Below are 16,129 nucleotides of genomic sequence, written 5' to 3'. Positions count from 1 at the left end.
TTGACCGTCAACGGTTCCGGCCGGCCGGGCCGAGCGACCGCTGGCGGTGCTTTTGCAGATTTTCACCTCTCAGGGCAAGCTTTCATAGGGCGCGGGACCAAGTGCCGCCGACGCCGCGGGTCTTGTCCATGTCAGCCAAGGTCGCGCCTTGCTGTATGCGCGGCAGAGTTGTCTGGCAGCCCGCCGTTTTGTTTTGCGCTCGGCCTGGAGGTATCCCTGCCACCGGTCGGCCCTCCAATCGCCGCGCCCTCAACGCTTGATGAGGGTAGAACACCACGCGGCCGCCACCTCACAGACCTGCATGAGGCTGTCCTGCGGGGTAAGGCCGGTGACGCGTTTGCGGGTCTTCAGGTCGTGGTCTCCGTTGTCTACCCAGTTCAGGGAAATCCGGTCGGACAGGTCATATCCCGCAACCTCATCCTGCGTGCCGAACGGATCGCGGGTGCCCTGGCAAATCAACGTCGGCGTGCGCAAATCGGCGAGATGTTCGGTGCGACGCGTGCCCGGTTTGCCCTGGGAATGGAACGGATAGCCCAGGCACAGCAGGCCGGCGATGGTGCCCGATGCGTACAGATCATCCGCAATCAGGCTGGCGACACGTCCCCCCATGCTCTTGCCACCGATGATCACGCGTCCATCATGGGACAGACTTGCAATGGCAGTGCGAATTCAACCTCAAGCTGGTCGATCTTTGGTGGAGGACGCTTGGGCCCGCCGGTGCGGCGCGCCGCCATGTAGGCAAATTCGAACCGGGCAACGCGCAGACCACGGGACGCAAGCCCCTCGGCGACGCTGATCATCCACGGCGTGTCCATCGGAGCGCCCGCCCCATGCGCCAGCAGCAGCGTGGGACGCCCCGGTTCATCGCCATCTATGAGGCAGTGCGGAGTTGCCATTTTCCTATCCGAATGCAAAAAGGCGCCCACTGGGCGCCCTGTATTGTTCGAAATGGACACACTGGGCCGTGCCATCAGGTCAGTGCGTCCAAACCGTCCGTCGGTCGACAGCAAAATTCTCGGCGTAGCCGCGCGCGCGGATGTTGGGCTTGCGCTTTTTCGGTTCAAACACCTGCGCGTCAATGCCGTGTTCGCGGGCATAGGCCAGTGCCGCGTCCTTGGTGTCGAAGTGCAGCCGCACCTGCGCCTGCATGTCATGCGAGGACGTCCACCCCATCAGCGGGTCCACCGAACGGGGCGAATCCGGGGCAAATTCCAGCGTCCAGCCCTTGGTCTTTGCCTGGCCAGAGGACATCGCCGTCCTCGCCGGCTGATAAATGCGTGCCCGCATGTCGCAGCTCCTGTCATTCCCCACCTTCTTGCGTGATATGCAGGACGTGCACAAGGGCCGCAAGTGCACCGAATGTCACATTTTCCGTGTGGAACAAGCAGGCCCGAGTCGGAGACGTCCACGGGGAGCGAGGGGTGGGTGCGTGCGGACAAATGTCCGATCCGCGCCTGCTTGTCGTGAAAAAGATACATTTCGATCTTGGATTAACGCAATATCAATTTTTCTGAATTTCGCACAGATTTCAGATGGTTGATCAAACAATTCGGACCAATTCCCTGATCCCGCTGCAATTTTATTCTCGCCCTATGGCCGCCGGACTGGTCATTGTCGCCTCTGGATCAAGCGTACCCGGCAAAAACACTGACCGACTCTCGACTGCCGACCGAATCCCTGCGCTTGTCGGTGTTCGCGGCTACAGCCTGACGGTCCATACCCGCAAGACCGCCGACCGCAGGCGGGCGGAAAGCCCGCCCGCCCCTTGTCGCCGACCCGCCCGCGCGACATATTCCACCGGGAACGGAGCCGACCCATGCATAACAATTCCCCCGAGCAGATGCCTGCGCTGCTGCACGCGCCGGCCCCCGATGTCCGCGAGCGCGAAAAGCTGGAAGGCGGCAAGCAATTTGTGCTGCACACCGAATTTTCGCCCGCCGGGGACCAGCCCACGGCGATCGCAGAACTGACAGCAGGCGTTAACAGTGGAGAGCGCGATCAGGTCCTGCTGGGCGCAACCGGCACCGGCAAGACGTTTACCATGGCCAAGGTGATCGAGGAAACCCAGCGCCCGGCGATCATCCTTGCCCCCAACAAGACACTGGCCGCGCAGCTATATGGTGAGTTCAAGGGGTTCTTTCCCGACAACGCAGTCGAGTACTTTGTCAGCTATTATGACTACTACCAGCCCGAGGCCTATGTCGCCCGGTCGGACACCTATATCGAGAAGGAAAGCCAGATCAACGAACAGATCGACCGGATGCGCCACTCGGCCACCCGGGCGCTGCTGGAACGTGACGACGTGATCATCGTCGCCTCTGTGTCGTGCATCTACGGTATCGGCTCTGTCGAGACCTACGGCGCCATGACCCAGGATTTGCACACAGGGCGAGAATACGAGATGCGCAAGGTCATGGCCGATCTGGTGGCGCAACAGTACCGCCGCAACGATCAGGGCTTTCAGCGCGGGTCGTTCCGGGTGCGCGGCGATTCACTTGAGGTCTGGCCCGCCCACCTTGATGACCGCGCCTGGCGTCTGTCCTTTTTCGGCGAAGAGCTGGAGGCGATCACAGAGTTTGATCCCCTGACCGGCGAAAAGACCGACACGTTTGACCGCATCCGCCTCTACGCAAACAGCCACTATGTGACCCCGCGTCCGACGATGAATCAGGCGATCATCGGCATCAAGAAAGAGTTGCGCCAGCGGCTGGATCAGCTGGTGAACGAGGGCAAGCTGCTGGAGGCGCAGCGGCTGGAACAGCGCACCAACTTTGATCTCGAAATGCTGGAGGCCACCGGCGTCTGCAACGGGATCGAGAACTATTCGCGCTATCTGACGGGCCGCGCCCCCGGTGAGCCACCCCCCACCCTGTTCGAATTCATCCCCGACAATGCGATTGTCTTTGCCGATGAAAGCCACGTTTCGGTCCCGCAGATCGGCGGCATGTACAAAGGCGACTTTCGGCGCAAGATGACGCTGGCGGAACACGGGTTCCGCCTGCCGTCGTGCATGGACAACCGTCCGCTGAAGTTCGAGGAATGGGACGCCATGCGCCCGCAGTCGGTGTTTGTCTCTGCCACGCCCGCCAAATGGGAGATCGAGCAGACCGGCGGCGTGTTCACCGAACAAGTGATTCGCCCCACCGGCCTGCTGGACCCGCAGGTCGAGATCCGCCCGGTTGATATGCAGGTGGATGATCTGCTGGACGAGGTGCGCCGGGTGACGGCGGCGGGCTATCGGACGCTGGCCACCACCCTGACGAAACGCATGGCCGAGGATCTGACCGAATACATGCACGAACAGGGCATCAAGGTCCGTTACATGCACTCGGACATCGACACGATCGAGCGGATCGAAATCCTGCGCGACCTGCGGCTGGGGGCGTTTGACGTGCTGATCGGCATCAACCTGCTGCGCGAGGGGCTGGATATTCCCGAATGCGGGCTGGTTGCCATTCTGGACGCGGACAAGGAGGGTTTTTTGCGCTCTGAGACTTCGCTGATCCAGACCATCGGGCGCGCCGCGCGGAACGCGGACGGGCGCGTGATCATGTACGCCGACCGCATCACCGGGTCGATGGAACGCGCGATGGGCGAGACCGACCGACGCCGCGACAAGCAGATTGCCTACAATCAGGAACACGGCATCACGCCCGCCACGGTGAAAAAGAACGTCGAGGACATTCTGGCCGGATTGTACAAGGGCGACGTGGACATGAACCGCGTCACCGCCAAGATCGACCCGGCACGGCAAGGGGCCAACCTGAAGGCCGTTCTGGAAGGGCTGCGCACCGACATGCGCAAGGCTGCCGAAAACCTCGAGTTCGAAGAGGCGGCGCGGTTGCGCGATGAGATCAAGCGGCTGGAGGCGGTTGATCTGGCGGTCTCGGACGATCCCTTGGCGCGACAACAGGCGGTGGAACGGGCATCAGAGGCGGCGGTGAAGGCCAAGGGCCGGTCGACGGCTGGCAAGCCGGGGCAGCGCGGCGGGAATGTGAAGCGGCGAAAGCGGTGATGTCCCAAGAAAAATGGGTAACATACAACTCAACCGAACAGATCGAAGAGAAAGACTACGAGCAGTTCAAAATTTACTGCATTAGGGCCCGCCAACTGCGAGAGAACTGGGCGGATTTTGTACGCGATCGCAAAACGCTTTCAATGAATTTTGTCCGGACGTCTGGTCAGGTAGATGAAAACGGCTCGTCAGAGAACCCGCATCGCCTTAAGGGTCTGTACCTAGATTTTCGTGTCTTCATCGCCCAGCAGGAAGAGACTGAATTCAAAAGAATTTGTAACAAAATTAGCCAGAAGTTTTCAAATGATCATGCTAGAGCCTTCATAAAGTATGAAAAAGACGTTTGGGATCGCGACAACGCCTTAAAATCTTGGCATGGCTATGACAGCAGGGCGCTTGTCCACACGTACTTTAATGCCAGCTTGTTTCATTCAGATCGTCAAAAGCGCTCTATTTTGATTGATATCTTGGAAAAAGTAAGCGAACCAGCACTGGCGTCCATCATTTTGCTAGAAATTGACAGCAAACGGCGCCAGATTAATAACATATTGCTCGCATTTGAATTCTTGGAACGACACCAACCTCGACTGAAAGTGCCAATCGCTAACTTCACCAATCCGTGAATTGGGTCTCGGAACCTGCCAGCTATGTTTGGGGCAAATCGTACTCGCAAAGTGTAGCGTTCGTAGACACTCGCGCGCTGAAGTCGGCACAAGCAAACCTCTCGACCTCAGATCCCTCGCCCCCCCCCAAACGCAAGGCGCGGCCCCCTTTCGGGGACCGCGCCACATCAAACCGTCAAAGCAATCAGCCTTACACGAGTTCCAGGTTCACTGCGCTTTCGCGGCCGTCACGGCCTGCTTCCACGTCATAGGTGACTTTCTGGTTGTCGGCGAGACCGGTCAGGCCCGAACGCTCAACAGCCGAGATGTGCACGAACACGTCTTTGCCGCCTGCATCAGGCTGAATGAAACCGAAACCTTTGGTGGTGTTGAACCATTTCACAGTGCCGTTGGCCATGTGTCTTATCCTTGTTTTCTACACCGCTCGCAACATGCAGCGGCCCGGCAAAGGCGCGTCTTGATCGAGTAGCTGCGTGCCGGTGAAGGAAAACAGAAGTCGAAGAGAAGGTCTTTAGCCCGGCCCATATGCCAGATCAGCGGCACAAAAGCAAGCCTCTTGTCACGACCACCGCCGCCCTGTCCGCACGAAACAGCCGAAACCTGAAACCGCCCGCGCCCCGACGTCCGGGGCGTGATCGTCAGTCCGGCGGGTCTGGACGGGGTCTCTGCCAGAACCTTGCGATCCGGCGTGGGACGATGTGTGAAGCCCCGGATTGCATCCTGAGCCAGGGCCGGTCGAGATCTGCAAAAATACTTTCGCGCGCCCCTTGCAGTGCCCCCCGCCCCATCCCACTTCCGCGCCATCCGGGTGTGAGGCTCCACCCGGCGGCAGCAGGCGCGGGGTCGCGCCGAGAGCGCTTTCCTCACATGGATACACGCCCATGCGCACCCTGTTTGCCGCAGCCGTTGCGGTTCTTTTCGCCCTGCCCGCCGTCGCCGACGAAACCGAAGGTCTTGTTCTGGCATATGATCGCAAGGCCAATCTGCTTGTCCTCACGGACAAAACGATCTGGCAACTGCCAACCACAATCGACGTGCCTGCCGATCTGGGTGCGGGGGACCGTGTTCTGTTGGAATATCAGACCGCCGGCGAGGTTGGTCTGACCGCCATCGACAGCCTGACCCGGCTTTCCATCGCGCTGCGCAACGATGAGGACGGCGGTAGCTGACGCGCGCCCTTGCAGCCCGTCGCCCCCTGCCCGGTATTCCCGGACAGGGGGCAATGCTGCCTTAGCTGTCGCCGCCGGCAACCGTCAGGCCCAGCATGCGCCAGCCCTGCATGCCCCAACGGTAATAGCTGATCTTGTCCGCCGGATACCCCGCCTCGATCATGCGCCGGATGGCCGTCGGTGACTGTCCGCACCAAGGTCCGTTGCAGAACAACACGACCTCTGCGACCACGTCCGGATCACATTCGAAGCCTTCAAAATCCACCTCGCAGCCCAGTTCGCCCAGACGGTCGACCATTTCGGTGTAGGGCATGCTGACCGATCCCGGAATCGTGCCGGTTTCCCAATCGGGCCGCACCCGGCTGTCGATCACCATGATCTCCGGGTTCTGAAGCGCTGCCAGCAACTCCAGCTCGCCGATGGTGGTGACCCCCTCGGCGGGAGAGATCGGCTGGATGCAAAAGCTGGGACAGGGACGGGCGATGCGGGCAAAATCGCCCTCGATCACCGCATCCGTGTCCTGCACCCTTGAGATCGTGACCTCTGCGCCGCCCGGTGTCGTCACCGTGACAGTCGCCACGTCCCTCGAAATGTTCACCTCATCCGCGCCAGCAGGCATGCCAAGCCCTAACGTCAGGGCCAGCGCAGCCATCGCACTCTTGTTCATGATCCTCTCCCTTTTGATGAAATAAACTGTCCTGTTCCGTCACACCGCGCAACAGCGGATCAGTCCCGCACCCAGCCCACGATCTGACCCGCGGGCATCGCGCCCGACTGTCGCTTTGCCTCGCGTCCGCCTGCAAAGGCCACCATGGTGGGAATGCCCCGGATGCCATGCTGTGCGCCGACCTGCGGAAAATCCTCTGTGTTGAGCTTGACCAGCCGCGCCTCTGTGCCAAGCAGGGACGCCGCCTTGCCGAACTCGGGCGCCATCGAGCGGCAGGGACCGCACCACGGCGCCCAGAAATCCACCACCAGCGGCACGTCGTCGGTGCGCGCGGCCTTGGCCAGCGTGGCGGCATCGACCTCAATCGCCTTGCCCGGCATCAATCGGGCGCCGCAGGTTCCGCATTTCGGCCCCGACGCCAGTTTTTCTGCCGGAACCCGGTTCACTTGCCCGCAGTCCAGACAGGTCAGTTTCTTGCCCGCCATCCAAAGCCCTCCGATTCACATTCGTAATGAAATATGTGACCGGACGGGCAACGCATCAAGCGGCAATCGGGAAAACCCTGCCGCGAGGGCCGGGGCGGGCGGCCTGCCCTACTCCAGTCCCTGCGGCCCGTGTTTCAACAAGACGGGAACGATCAGATCCTCTTCGTCCTCAAGATGGCGTAGCAAGAGCGCCTCGAATCCCGTGATCTCGGCGTGAAACGCCCCCGGTTCGATCCTGTTTTGCAGCACACCAGTGGCGGACTCGGAGAACCGCTGCAACAGACCGTCCATCGCGTGATGGTCCCGGTCCAGAATGTCAAAGCCGCGCGCCAGACGTGCCTCATAGCCCACCAGCTTGGGGAAATAGTGCATATCCTCGATCTGGTGGTGGCCGTGCAGCTGTTGCAGCAACATGCCACCAAAGCGCGTCAGTCGCGCCTGCATCTGGCGCGGGGCGATTGCGCCATCCACGGCCGCCTCTGCGTCTTGCCTGAGCGTTTCGGCAAGACGGCGGAACATCAGGTGGCGGTCCAGCCAGAACGCCACCAAGCCGTCAAAGTTGCGATGCCTCTGCCATGTGTCGCGCGGATAGTCGGCACGCAGGGCATACAGCGCCTCGGGCAAACCGTCTCGGCGGGTCAGGTCAAGTGTCTTTTCCATGCCCGCAGGATGGTACGGACCAAGGCAAAGTCAACGCAGCACATGCACAGCACATTGTGCATGACGGACCACTTGCGCAGCGGTCGAGCCCAGTAGCAAGTCCTGCATCCCCGGCAGATGAGACGCAATCACGATCAGATCGACAGGATTGTCCCCAGCCCAGTCCAGAATCGTGCGCCCGGAATGGCCCGACACCACCAGACCAACCCCGCCCGGCACGACCGAGGCGATGTCGTTCAGTTCCTGCTCGATCGCCAGACGGGCCTGTGCCGAATAGTCGGCGGGCAGGTAGCTGACGGCGTAGCCCGGCACCTGTTCCATGACGTGCAAAAACGTGATGCGCGCCCCGTCGGCCGCCAGCCTTTGCGCCACCGCCGTGGCGGCCTTGATCCGGTCGTCGCTGTCTTCGCCAAAGGCGAGGGGGACTAGGATGTTCTTGTACATGGTCGCTCCTCCTGATGGGGCCAGAGTGAGCGCAGGCGCCGAAACCTGCCTTGATGCAGGTCATGTGACTGCCGCCTCCTGCCCGCCACCAGTGCGTCACGATCAGGACACATTGCCCTCCTATGCCGTTGGGTGGTGTCAGAACGCACCGCAAACTGGCCTCTTTGCCGTTCACAGAACGGGTCGGCAGGGTCCGATCGCCGAAAGGCGGCCTTTCCGGGTGGACCTGACGTCTCCTTGCCGGAAAGATGGCAAGGAGTTTGCGCGATGCGTTACCTGATCGCCGAAACCAGCTGGTCGCTGATGACACTGGCCAGTGCGTTGTCCGACGCGGGCAACCTGCTGACCCGGACCGACCGGCCAGAGGACATTCCCCATTTCCTGCATATCACCCCGGCCGATCTGCTGGTGCTTGATGCCAGAGACCTGGACCGGCCCGGCCTGTCACTGGCAAACCTGCGGCGCGCCCATCCCGGCATGCCGATTGCCTTGATGGCAAAAGACGCCTCACATGCCCAGATCGTGCGCTGGCTGGAAAGCGGGGCCGATACGGTTCTGGACCCGGCCAGCCCGCCCGAAGAGGCCATGATGGGCCTTTCTGCCATTACGCGCAGGGCGCACGGGTTGGCGCAGCCCGTGCTGCGCTATGGTCCGTTGGCGATAGACCTGCAACAGCGGATGGCCTATCTGACAGATTGCCCGATCAAACTCAGCCCCAAGGTTTATGAACTGCTGGAGTACATTGCCCTGCGGCCTCGGCGGCTGATCAACCGCGCGACTTTGCTAAGCCATGTCTACGGGTTGGAGGATGAACCCGACCCGCGCGTCTTTGATGTCTATGTCTGCAACCTTCGGGCCTGCCTTGCGGCCTCTGACGGGGCTGTCGATATAGAAACGGTGCGCGGATCGGGCTATCGGTTTGTCCCCGCCTGTCTGGACGGGGCCATTGCCGCCTGACGGAGTGCCCTAGTACGTCGCCGCCACATCATAGAGGACCGGCTCAAAGCTGCGGCAAAAGCTGTTCAGCGCGCGGTTGCGTTCCCGCATTTCGGGTGAGCGCAACATGGCAAGGAAATCGTCGCGCCGCTCCCATTGGGAATAGTTGGCGATCCGCGTCTGAGCGTCGTTGACGTGCAGCGCGGCGGCGATGAAACCGGGCTGTTTCGAGATGAAATCGGCATAGGCCGATTGCAGCGCGTCCAGCAGATCCTGGCATTGGCCTGGGCTGGTCTCAAACGTGGTGATGACGGTCTGGGCGTCGGATGTGACGGTAATCCTGGGCATCGGGCTCTCCTCTTCTAAATCGAGTTTGGCACGGATCGCGACCGTGGCCAAACCCGCGCGGTCACGGGGCGACACCGTGTACCGGGGGTGGAAATTCTTGACAGGTCGCGGCGCAAGGGGCCAAACAGTGTCCAATCCGACAAGATCAAGCGCACAAGCGCGGCACGAGCAGGACACAGGCCCATGAGCAGCACCAAGCGTATCGAGGAGTCGGTTCGCGATTCCATCATTTCCCGCCCCGACATGATTCTCGACGACAAGGATCTGATGCAGGCCCTTATCGCCTCGAATGAGCGTACCATGGGCGGCAACATCATCGACCTGCGCGGCATTGCGATGGAACGTCTGGAATCGCGCCTTGACCGGCTGGAGGACACCCACCGCAGCGTGATCGCGGCGGCGTATGAGAACCTCGCCGGGACCAACCAGATTCACCGTGCCGTGTTGCGGATGCTGGACCCCGTCGATTTTGAGACGTTCCTGCATGATCTTGGCGGCGAAGTGGCGCAGATCCTGCGCGTCGACATGATCCGCCTTGTTCTGGAAACCGCGCAAGAGGACGACGACCCGGTTGTCCGGCGTCTGGGCGACGTACTGTCCGTGGCCGAACCCGGTTTTGTCGAGGCCTACGCCGGTGAAGGCCGTGAGGCGCCGATGCGTCCGGTTGTTCTGCGTCAAGTACAGCAGGGCAGCGAAACGATCTATGGCGACCGCGCCGACTGGATGCGCTCTGAGGCCTGCCTGCGGCTGGATTTTGGCCCCGGCCGCCTGCCCGGCCTGCTGGTCATGGGCTCCGAAGATCCGCATCAGTTCACCCCGCAACAGGGCACCGATCTGCTGGCCTTCTTTGGCGGCGTGTTTGAGCGGGCGATGCGGCGCTGGCTGGCCTGAGACCGGTGGCGCCATGAGCCTAGACATCTCTCCTGCCGCCCGCGACGCGCTGGCCAACTGGCTGGAGGCCTGCAAGGCGCTGGACGGCGCGGCAGAGAATACGTTGAATGCCTATCGCGGCGACGTGTTGGATTTCATCGCCTTCCTCACCGCACATCATGCCGAACCTCAGGGGCTGGCCCCGTTGGCCCGCGTGGCGACCATCGACATGCGGTCGTGGATGGCGCATTTGCGCCGACAGGATATTGGCGCCCGGTCCGTCGCGCGCAAACTGTCGGCAGTCAAAAGCTTTTACCGCTGGCTGGCGCGCCGCGAAGGGTTTGAGGCGACCGCCGTCCTGTCGGCCCGTGCGCCCAAGTTCCAAAAGAAGCTGCCCCGCCCACTGACCGAGGACGCCGCCCGTGCGATGATCGACACGGTCGAGTTGCAATCGCGCGAAGGCTGGCAAGGCGCGCGCGACGCCGCCGTGGTCACGCTGCTCTATGGGTGCGGGTTGCGAATCTCCGAGGCGCTGGGCCTGAAAGGTCGTGACCTTCCTTTGGGACCATCGCTGCGAATCGTCGGGAAGGGCGGCAAGGAACGCGTTGTCCCAGTGCTGCCGGTGGCCATTCAGGCAGTCGAAACCTACCTGCGCCTCTGCCCCCACCCGGTTGAACCCGACGCCGCGCTGTTTCGTGGCGCGCGTGGCGGGCCTCTGAACCCGCGGCTGGTGTCAAAGGCGACGGAATGCGCGCGGATGCAACTGGGTCTACCGGCCACGGCCACGCCGCACGCCATGCGGCACAGCTTTGCCACGCATCTATTGGCCGCCGGGGGCGATTTGCGCGCGATTCAGGAGCTTTTGGGTCATGCGTCGCTCTCGACCACGCAGGCGTATACCGCCGTTGATGAGGTGCACCTGATGAAGGTCTATGAGGCGACGCATCCCAAGGCGTGACGCCGGACGCGCAACCTGTTTACCTGCCGCAGGGGCGACTCGCCCCCTGTAATAATGAGGACATCCGATGCAACTGCTCCATTCCGCCGCTTCGCCCTTTGTCCGCAAGGTCATGGTCACCCTGCACGAGACCGGGCAGATGGACGATGTGGAGATCGTGAACGTCAAGACCACGCCGGTGGCCCCTGACCCGGCACTGATTTCCGCCAATCCGCTGGGCAAGATCCCGGCGTTGATGCGGACCAACGGCCCGACGCTGTATGACAGCCGGGTGATCTGCCGCTTTCTGAACGACCGCGCGCAGGCGACGCTGTATCCCGAGAACCGCATCTGGGACACCCTGACGCTGGAGGCGACCGGCGACGCGATCATGGAGGCGGCGGTTCTGATCATCTACGAAGAGCGTTTCCGCCCCGCCGAAAAGGTCTCGATGGACTGGATCGAGGGCCAGTGGGCCAAGGTGTCGCGCGCACTGGATGCGCTGGGCACGCGCTGGATGAGCCACCTTCAGGGGCGCATGGACATGGGCCATATCGCCGTGGGTTCGGCGCTGGGCTATCTCGATTTCCGGCATGAGGCGCGGTCATGGCGCACGGGCCGCGATGCGCTGTCCGATTGGTATGCAGAGTTCGCACAGCGTCCGTCGATGATTGCCACGACGCCCAGCGGCTGACACGAAAAGCGGCTGACACGAAAAAGGGCGGACATCTGTCCGCCCATCGTTGCGCCCTACGACGCGGCCACATCCGATATCCCGTCAGAAATTCAGCGAGATGCCAACGTTCAGCGCGTTGGTCTTGATGTTGGTCTTGAACGTGCCGCCATCGTCAAACGTGCCTTCGTTGGCGGAATAGGTGAACTGGTATTCGCCGAAGACCGAAAAGCGGTCGTTGATCGGATAGCTGGCACCGGCAGTCAGGCGCATGGCCGGCCCCGTCACCTGAAACCCGTATGTGTCCGAACCGCTGACATGGTCGGCATCGACATGCGGAAACGCGATCCCCAAACCACCGCCGACATAGGGCGTGACCTTGCCCCAGCGTTCCGGCCAGCGGCGCATCACGTTGGCGGTCAGCACGTTGTGACCGTCGGTGAATTCCAGCCGGTCAAAGCCTAGCGCCTTTTTGGCCGAATCGTCGGCATACGCCTTGGTGTGGGTGTATTCGACACCGAAACCCAAAGTGTCGCTGCGCCACCATGTTGCACGCGCGCCATAGTATGGCGGCATGGTAAAGGGCTTCCCCTCCCACCCGACGAGCTCGTCATACGATCCGCCGCCATTCGGCAACTCGCCAGAGATTCGGCTATGCGGAAGCGTTTGCCACCCGGAGTAGACAGAAAGCTCCATCTCTGCCGCAGCAGGTGCTGCAAGACCGATCAGGATGCCAAGGGAAAGAATCAAACGCCGCATGTCGCCGCCTCTATCATTCGTCGAGAATGACATAATCATTGGGACGGGGCGGTTTCAACCGCGACAGATGCGCGCGAGAATTGAGTGTGAGGCTTTTGCATCCTTTACCACTCAGAGGCACCCGGCTAGATACCGTGCCTGAGCGGGGTCCGGAGTCTGTCGAGGCTCCGGATTCATGGGTTTACCGCGGGCCGCCGGCCCCACAGCAATGGAGCGAACCTCGTGTCCCACGCAGAAGACCACGAAGGCACCAGAAGAGATTTCCTCTACTACGCCGCCGGCGGCGCCGGAGTCGTCACAACAGCCGCAGCCGTATGGCCGCTGGTCAATCAAATGAACCCTTCGGCCGACGTGCGCGCATTGTCGACCATCCGGGTTGACGTGTCTGGCGTTGCCCCTGGCACTCAATTGACCGTCAAATGGCTGGGCAAGCCGGTTTTCATCCGCCACCGCACCGGTGCCGAGATTGAAGAAGCCAAGGAACAGGAAGTGGCCTTTGCAGCAGGCGAGAGCGTCGTTGACACCAACGCGCGCAACGCCAATCTGGCCGATTCAAATGCACCCGCAACCGATGCCAACCGGACGCTGCCGTCGCCCGAGGGTGAAGCACCACAAGCGTGGCTGGTCCAGATGGGTGTCTGCACCCACTTGGGCTGTGTGCCGCTGGGCGATGCCGGTGAATTTGGCGGCTGGTTCTGCCCCTGCCACGGGTCGCATTACGATCTGGCGGGCCGCATCCGCAAAGGCCCCGCCCCCGAAAACCTGCCTGTCCCACCCGCCGAATGGGTCGACGACAGCACGATCCTGCTGGGTTAAGGAGCTAGAACATGGCTGGAATTCCACACGACCATTATGAGCCCAAGACCGGCGTAGAAAAGTGGCTGCACAGCCGCCTGCCGATCGTGGGTCTTCTGTACGACACGATCATGATCCCCACCCCCAAGAACCTGAACTGGATGTGGATCTGGGGCATTGTCCTGACCTTCTGTCTGGTGCTGCAAATCGCCACCGGGGTCATCTTGGCGATGCACTATACGCCTCATGTCGATCTGGCCTTTGCCTCGATCGAACACATCATGCGCGACGTGAATGGCGGTCACTTTATCCGCTACCTGCACATGAACGGCGCCTCGCTGTTCTTTGTCGCCGTCTACGCCCACATCTTCCGGGGTCTCTACTACGGGTCGTACAAGGCCCCGCGCGAAGTGACGTGGATCATCGGCATGTTGATCTACCTGTGCATGATGGGCACCGGCTTTCTGGGCTACGTTCTGCCCTGGGGTCAGATGTCCTTCTGGGGCGCGACCGTGATCACCGGCCTGTTTGGCGCCATCCCGCTGGTGGGTGAGCCGATCCAGACCTGGCTGCTGGGCGGACCGGCGGTGGACAACGCCACGCTGAACCGCTTTTTCTCGCTGCACTACCTGCTGCCCTTCGTGATCGCCGCGCTGGTGGCCATCCACATCTGGGCCTTCCACACCACGGGCAACAACAACCCGACAGGTGTCGAGGTGCGTCGCGCGTCCAAGGCAGAGGCGGAAAAGGACACGGTTCCGTTCTGGCCCTACTATGTGATCAAGGACCTGTTTGCGCTGGCGCTGATCATGGCGGTCTTCTTTGCCATCGTCGGGTTCATGCCGAACTACCTGGGCCACCCCGACAACTACATCGAGGCGAACCCGCTTTCGACGCCCGCACACATCGTGCCGGAATGGTACTTCCTGCCGTTCTACGCGATCCTGCGCGCCTTCACCTCTGACGTCTGGCTGGTGCAATTCGCCTCCTTCGTCACGGGCGGTATCATCGACGCCAAGTTCTTTGGCGTGCTGGCGATGTTCGGCGCGATCCTCGTGATGGCGCTGGTCCCCTGGCTTGACACCTCATCGGTCCGTTCGGGCAAGTACCGCCCGATGTTCAAATGGTGGTTCTGGCTACTGGTGATCGACTTCTTTGCGCTGATGTGGCTGGGCGCCATGCCCGCCGAGGAACCCTACGCCAGCTTCTCGCTGATCGCCTCGGCCTACTGGTTCGCCTATTTCCTGATCATCCTGCCGCTCTTGGGTGTGATCGAAAAACCGCTGGCACAGCCCGATACAATCGAGGCCGACTTCGACGCGCACTATCCGCCGAAGGACGCGGCAAAGGGCACTGCTGCCCCGACCCCGGCCGAATAAGACAGGAAGGACCGTAAGAGATGTTCAAGAAACTTACCCTCGCGGCCTTCGTGGCCCTCGGTCTGACCGGCGGCGCACATGCCGCCGGCGGCGAGGCCCATGTCGAGGACTTTGCGTTCTCGTTCGAAGGCCCCTTCGGCACCTGGGACCAGAACCAGCTTCAGCGCGGCCTCAAGATCTACACTGAGGTCTGTTCAGCCTGTCACGGGCTGCGCTACGTCCCGCTGCGCGACCTGGAAGCACTGGGTTACAGCGAAGAGCAGGTCATTGCCTACTCTGCCAACTTTGAGGTCTTCGAAGCAGAGCTTGATGACTTCCGCCCGGCGATCCCGACCGATCACTTCCCGTCGGTGACCTCTGCCGGGGCGCCCGACCTGTCGATGATGGCCAAGGCGCGCGCAGGCTTTCACGGCCCCTACGGCCTTGGCATCAACCAGATGTTCAAGGGCATGGGCGGTCCGGAATACATCGCCTCGCTGCTGACCGGCTACACCGGCGAAGAAAAGGAAGAAGCAGGTTCGATTCTCTATGAGAACCACGCCTTCCCCGGTGGTTGGATTTCGATGGCACCGCCGCTGTACGGCGAGGACGTCGATTTTGACGATGGTCACTCGAACGATCTGCACCATGAGGCGCAAGACCTTGCCGCCTTCTTGATGTGGACCGCGGAGCCCAAGTTGATGGCCCGCCGGGAAGCCGGCTTTATCGGAGTGTTTTTTCTGGTGGTGCTGACCGCGCTTCTCTACCTGGTCAACAAACGCCTCTGGGCCCCGATCAAGCGCAAGCCGACCGCCTGATCGCGCCTTTCTGGTCAAGACAAAGCCCCGCCAATCTGGCGGGGCTTTTTCATATCCGGCGCTGCGCCAGCCAGTGGCCTTCGGGGACAAACGGCGTCATCGGCGTGCCGTCCAGTGTCGCCGCATGTTGGTGGAAACAGGTGAACCCCGCCGGAACCATCGCCCCGCGCGGTGCTTCGTCCAGAAAGATGAACTTGCTGTTCTCGGGCGTGAAATCGAACCATCCGGGATCGTCGAATGCTCCGGCATACACCCCCAGACGGTCTGGCCAGCGCTCAAACGTCAGGTGGGTCTTGGTCGCGCATGTGGGGCAGAAATGCATGTAGACCTCTCTGCCGCTGCCCGCCGAGACATGAACATACCGCGCCGGCCTACCTTGGGTGATGCGATAGGCCTGGATGATAAAGATGGGCTCGACCATGCCCGACGATCCGGTCGCCCGTTGGCAAAACCGGCAAAAGCAGGCCGTGACCCATAGCGGGGCCTCCGTGACCTCGAATCTGAGCGCGCCGCACAGGCAACCCCCTGAATTGATCGCCATTGGCTGGTCTCCCTCGGTGGCTTCCCTGACC

19 protein-coding genes and 1 pseudogene are annotated in these 16,129 nt (G+C 61.7%); 10 read left to right on the top strand and 10 right to left on the bottom strand.

Translation table 11 applies throughout. The features are described 5' to 3' along the window. Positions 1–249: 249 nt before the first annotated feature. Both CHB90_RS27440 and CHB90_RS02410 read right to left on the bottom strand, forming a co-directional pair. A pseudogene (locus tag CHB90_RS27440) lies at positions 250–800 on the bottom strand (alpha/beta family hydrolase). A gap of 175 nt (positions 801–975) precedes the next feature. Next, positions 976–1,287: an ETC complex I subunit gene (locus CHB90_RS02410; protein ID WP_089276259.1), complete on the bottom strand. Its 312-nt coding sequence runs from the start codon at positions 1,285–1,287 to the stop codon at positions 976–978. 529 nt (positions 1,288–1,816) lie between these two features. Here CHB90_RS02410 and uvrB point away from each other — a divergent pair. Together uvrB and CHB90_RS02400 are read left to right on the top strand one after the other, a co-directional pair. Further along, the gene (gene uvrB, locus CHB90_RS02405; RefSeq protein WP_089276258.1) at positions 1,817–4,015 is read left to right on the top strand and encodes an excinuclease ABC subunit UvrB; all 2,199 of its coding nucleotides are present in this window, start codon (positions 1,817–1,819) and stop codon (positions 4,013–4,015) included. Next, entirely contained in the window at positions 4,015–4,638 is a 624-nt protein-coding gene (locus CHB90_RS02400) for a hypothetical protein (protein WP_089276257.1), read from the top strand. Before uvrB ends, CHB90_RS02400 begins: the two co-directional genes overlap by 1 nt. 190 nt (positions 4,639–4,828) lie before the next feature. Here the strand turns inward: CHB90_RS02400 and CHB90_RS02395 are convergent, their stop codons facing one another. Continuing rightward, positions 4,829–5,035, bottom strand: a complete 207-nt coding sequence (locus CHB90_RS02395) for a cold-shock protein (RefSeq protein ID WP_089276256.1) — start codon at positions 5,033–5,035, stop codon at positions 4,829–4,831. Between the two features lie 484 nt (positions 5,036–5,519). Here CHB90_RS02395 and CHB90_RS02390 point away from each other — a divergent pair, with 484 nt between their 5' ends. Then, complete coding sequence (locus tag CHB90_RS02390) at positions 5,520–5,807, top strand: hypothetical protein (protein ID WP_212591562.1); 288 nt, start codon at positions 5,520–5,522, stop codon at positions 5,805–5,807. Between the two features lie 61 nt (positions 5,808–5,868). Here CHB90_RS02390 and CHB90_RS02385 read toward each other — a convergent pair whose 3' ends face one another. From CHB90_RS02385 to CHB90_RS02370, 4 genes are all read right to left on the bottom strand, one after another. Continuing rightward, positions 5,869–6,474, bottom strand: a complete 606-nt coding sequence (locus CHB90_RS02385) for a rhodanese-like domain-containing protein (RefSeq protein ID WP_245823122.1) — start codon at positions 6,472–6,474, stop codon at positions 5,869–5,871. Between the two features lie 59 nt (positions 6,475–6,533). Then, positions 6,534–6,959, bottom strand: coding sequence for a thioredoxin TrxC (gene trxC / locus CHB90_RS02380; RefSeq protein WP_089276255.1), 426 nt, complete (start codon positions 6,957–6,959; stop codon positions 6,534–6,536). Between the two features lie 108 nt (positions 6,960–7,067). Further along, on the bottom strand, positions 7,068–7,619 hold the full coding sequence (locus CHB90_RS02375) for a hemerythrin domain-containing protein (protein ID WP_089276254.1): 552 nt from the start codon (positions 7,617–7,619) through the stop codon (positions 7,068–7,070). A gap of 30 nt (positions 7,620–7,649) precedes the next feature. Continuing rightward, positions 7,650–8,063 (bottom strand): universal stress protein, encoded by a 414-nt coding sequence (locus tag CHB90_RS02370; protein WP_089276253.1) that lies wholly within the window; start codon positions 8,061–8,063, stop codon positions 7,650–7,652. 267 nt (positions 8,064–8,330) lie between these two features. Between CHB90_RS02370 and CHB90_RS02365 the strand changes: the two genes are divergently transcribed. Beyond that, complete coding sequence (locus CHB90_RS02365) at positions 8,331–9,020, top strand: winged helix-turn-helix transcriptional regulator (protein ID WP_089276252.1); 690 nt, start codon at positions 8,331–8,333, stop codon at positions 9,018–9,020. A gap of 9 nt (positions 9,021–9,029) precedes the next feature. Here CHB90_RS02365 and CHB90_RS02360 read toward each other — a convergent pair whose 3' ends face one another. Then, positions 9,030–9,347, bottom strand: coding sequence for an antibiotic biosynthesis monooxygenase family protein (locus CHB90_RS02360; RefSeq protein WP_089276251.1), 318 nt, complete (start codon positions 9,345–9,347; stop codon positions 9,030–9,032). A gap of 183 nt (positions 9,348–9,530) precedes the next feature. On the opposite strand from CHB90_RS02360, the gene CHB90_RS02355 reads away from it, so the two are divergent. The 3 genes from CHB90_RS02355 (at position 9,531) to CHB90_RS02345 (ending at position 11,848) form a co-directional block, all read left to right on the top strand. After that, entirely contained in the window at positions 9,531–10,238 is a 708-nt protein-coding gene (locus CHB90_RS02355) for a DUF484 family protein (RefSeq protein ID WP_089276250.1), read from the top strand. A gap of 13 nt (positions 10,239–10,251) precedes the next feature. Beyond that, on the top strand, positions 10,252–11,175 hold the full coding sequence (locus CHB90_RS02350) for a tyrosine recombinase XerC (RefSeq protein ID WP_089276249.1): 924 nt from the start codon (positions 10,252–10,254) through the stop codon (positions 11,173–11,175). 67 nt (positions 11,176–11,242) lie between these two features. Beyond that, positions 11,243–11,848, top strand: a complete 606-nt coding sequence (locus CHB90_RS02345) for a glutathione S-transferase (protein WP_089276248.1) — start codon at positions 11,243–11,245, stop codon at positions 11,846–11,848. Positions 11,849–11,932: 84 nt separating this feature from the next. Here CHB90_RS02345 and CHB90_RS02340 read toward each other — a convergent pair whose 3' ends face one another. After that, positions 11,933–12,586, bottom strand: coding sequence for an outer membrane protein (locus tag CHB90_RS02340; protein WP_089276247.1), 654 nt, complete (start codon positions 12,584–12,586; stop codon positions 11,933–11,935). A 222-nt stretch (positions 12,587–12,808) separates the two neighbouring features. On the opposite strand from CHB90_RS02340, the gene petA reads away from it, so the two are divergent. From petA to CHB90_RS02325, 3 genes are read left to right on the top strand one after another with little or no spacing between them, the layout of a single operon-like run. Further along, a complete protein-coding gene (gene petA / locus CHB90_RS02335) occupies positions 12,809–13,402 on the top strand; it encodes a ubiquinol-cytochrome c reductase iron-sulfur subunit (RefSeq protein ID WP_089276246.1) in 594 nt (197 codons plus the stop codon). Positions 13,403–13,413: 11 nt separating this feature from the next. After that, positions 13,414–14,760: a cytochrome b gene (petB, locus tag CHB90_RS02330; RefSeq protein ID WP_089276245.1), complete on the top strand. Its 1,347-nt coding sequence runs from the start codon at positions 13,414–13,416 to the stop codon at positions 14,758–14,760. A gap of 20 nt (positions 14,761–14,780) precedes the next feature. Beyond that, positions 14,781–15,557, top strand: a complete 777-nt coding sequence (locus CHB90_RS02325; RefSeq protein ID WP_089276244.1) for a cytochrome c1 — start codon at positions 14,781–14,783, stop codon at positions 15,555–15,557. A 49-nt stretch (positions 15,558–15,606) separates the two neighbouring features. Here CHB90_RS02325 and CHB90_RS02320 read toward each other — a convergent pair whose 3' ends face one another. After that, complete coding sequence (locus CHB90_RS02320) at positions 15,607–16,098, bottom strand: GFA family protein (protein WP_089276243.1); 492 nt, start codon at positions 16,096–16,098, stop codon at positions 15,607–15,609. Positions 16,099–16,129 lie beyond the last annotated feature (31 nt).

Origin of the sequence: Antarctobacter heliothermus, from assembly GCF_900188425.1 — a bacterium.
Taxonomy (GTDB): Bacteria; Pseudomonadota; Alphaproteobacteria; order Rhodobacterales; family Rhodobacteraceae; genus Antarctobacter; species Antarctobacter heliothermus.
The sequence above is the reverse complement of the archived record's forward strand: the minus strand, read 5'-3'. Positions and strand labels throughout refer to the sequence as shown.

Coding starts and splice junctions, on each gene's coding strand:
- CHB90_RS02410 (WP_089276259.1), bottom strand. CDS start 1,287: ATGCGGGCACGCATTTATCAGCCGGCGAGGACGGCGATGTCCTCTGGC.
- uvrB (WP_089276258.1), top strand. CDS start 1,817: ATGCATAACAATTCCCCCGAGCAGATGCCTGCGCTGCTGCACGCGCCG.
- CHB90_RS02400 (WP_089276257.1), top strand. CDS start 4,015: ATGTCCCAAGAAAAATGGGTAACATACAACTCAACCGAACAGATCGAA.
- CHB90_RS02395 (WP_089276256.1), bottom strand. CDS start 5,035: ATGGCCAACGGCACTGTGAAATGGTTCAACACCACCAAAGGTTTCGGT.
- CHB90_RS02390 (WP_212591562.1), top strand. CDS start 5,520: ATGCGCACCCTGTTTGCCGCAGCCGTTGCGGTTCTTTTCGCCCTGCCC.
- CHB90_RS02385 (WP_245823122.1), bottom strand. CDS start 6,474: ATGAACAAGAGTGCGATGGCTGCGCTGGCCCTGACGTTAGGGCTTGGC.
- trxC (WP_089276255.1), bottom strand. CDS start 6,959: ATGGCGGGCAAGAAACTGACCTGTCTGGACTGCGGGCAAGTGAACCGG.
- CHB90_RS02375 (WP_089276254.1), bottom strand. CDS start 7,619: ATGGAAAAGACACTTGACCTGACCCGCCGAGACGGTTTGCCCGAGGCG.
- CHB90_RS02370 (WP_089276253.1), bottom strand. CDS start 8,063: ATGTACAAGAACATCCTAGTCCCCCTCGCCTTTGGCGAAGACAGCGAC.
- CHB90_RS02365 (WP_089276252.1), top strand. CDS start 8,331: ATGCGTTACCTGATCGCCGAAACCAGCTGGTCGCTGATGACACTGGCC.
- CHB90_RS02360 (WP_089276251.1), bottom strand. CDS start 9,347: ATGCCCAGGATTACCGTCACATCCGACGCCCAGACCGTCATCACCACG.
- CHB90_RS02355 (WP_089276250.1), top strand. CDS start 9,531: ATGAGCAGCACCAAGCGTATCGAGGAGTCGGTTCGCGATTCCATCATT.
- CHB90_RS02350 (WP_089276249.1), top strand. CDS start 10,252: ATGAGCCTAGACATCTCTCCTGCCGCCCGCGACGCGCTGGCCAACTGG.
- CHB90_RS02345 (WP_089276248.1), top strand. CDS start 11,243: ATGCAACTGCTCCATTCCGCCGCTTCGCCCTTTGTCCGCAAGGTCATG.
- CHB90_RS02340 (WP_089276247.1), bottom strand. CDS start 12,586: ATGCGGCGTTTGATTCTTTCCCTTGGCATCCTGATCGGTCTTGCAGCA.
- petB (WP_089276245.1), top strand. CDS start 13,414: ATGGCTGGAATTCCACACGACCATTATGAGCCCAAGACCGGCGTAGAA.
- CHB90_RS02325 (WP_089276244.1), top strand. CDS start 14,781: ATGTTCAAGAAACTTACCCTCGCGGCCTTCGTGGCCCTCGGTCTGACC.
- CHB90_RS02320 (WP_089276243.1), bottom strand. CDS start 16,098: ATGGCGATCAATTCAGGGGGTTGCCTGTGCGGCGCGCTCAGATTCGAG.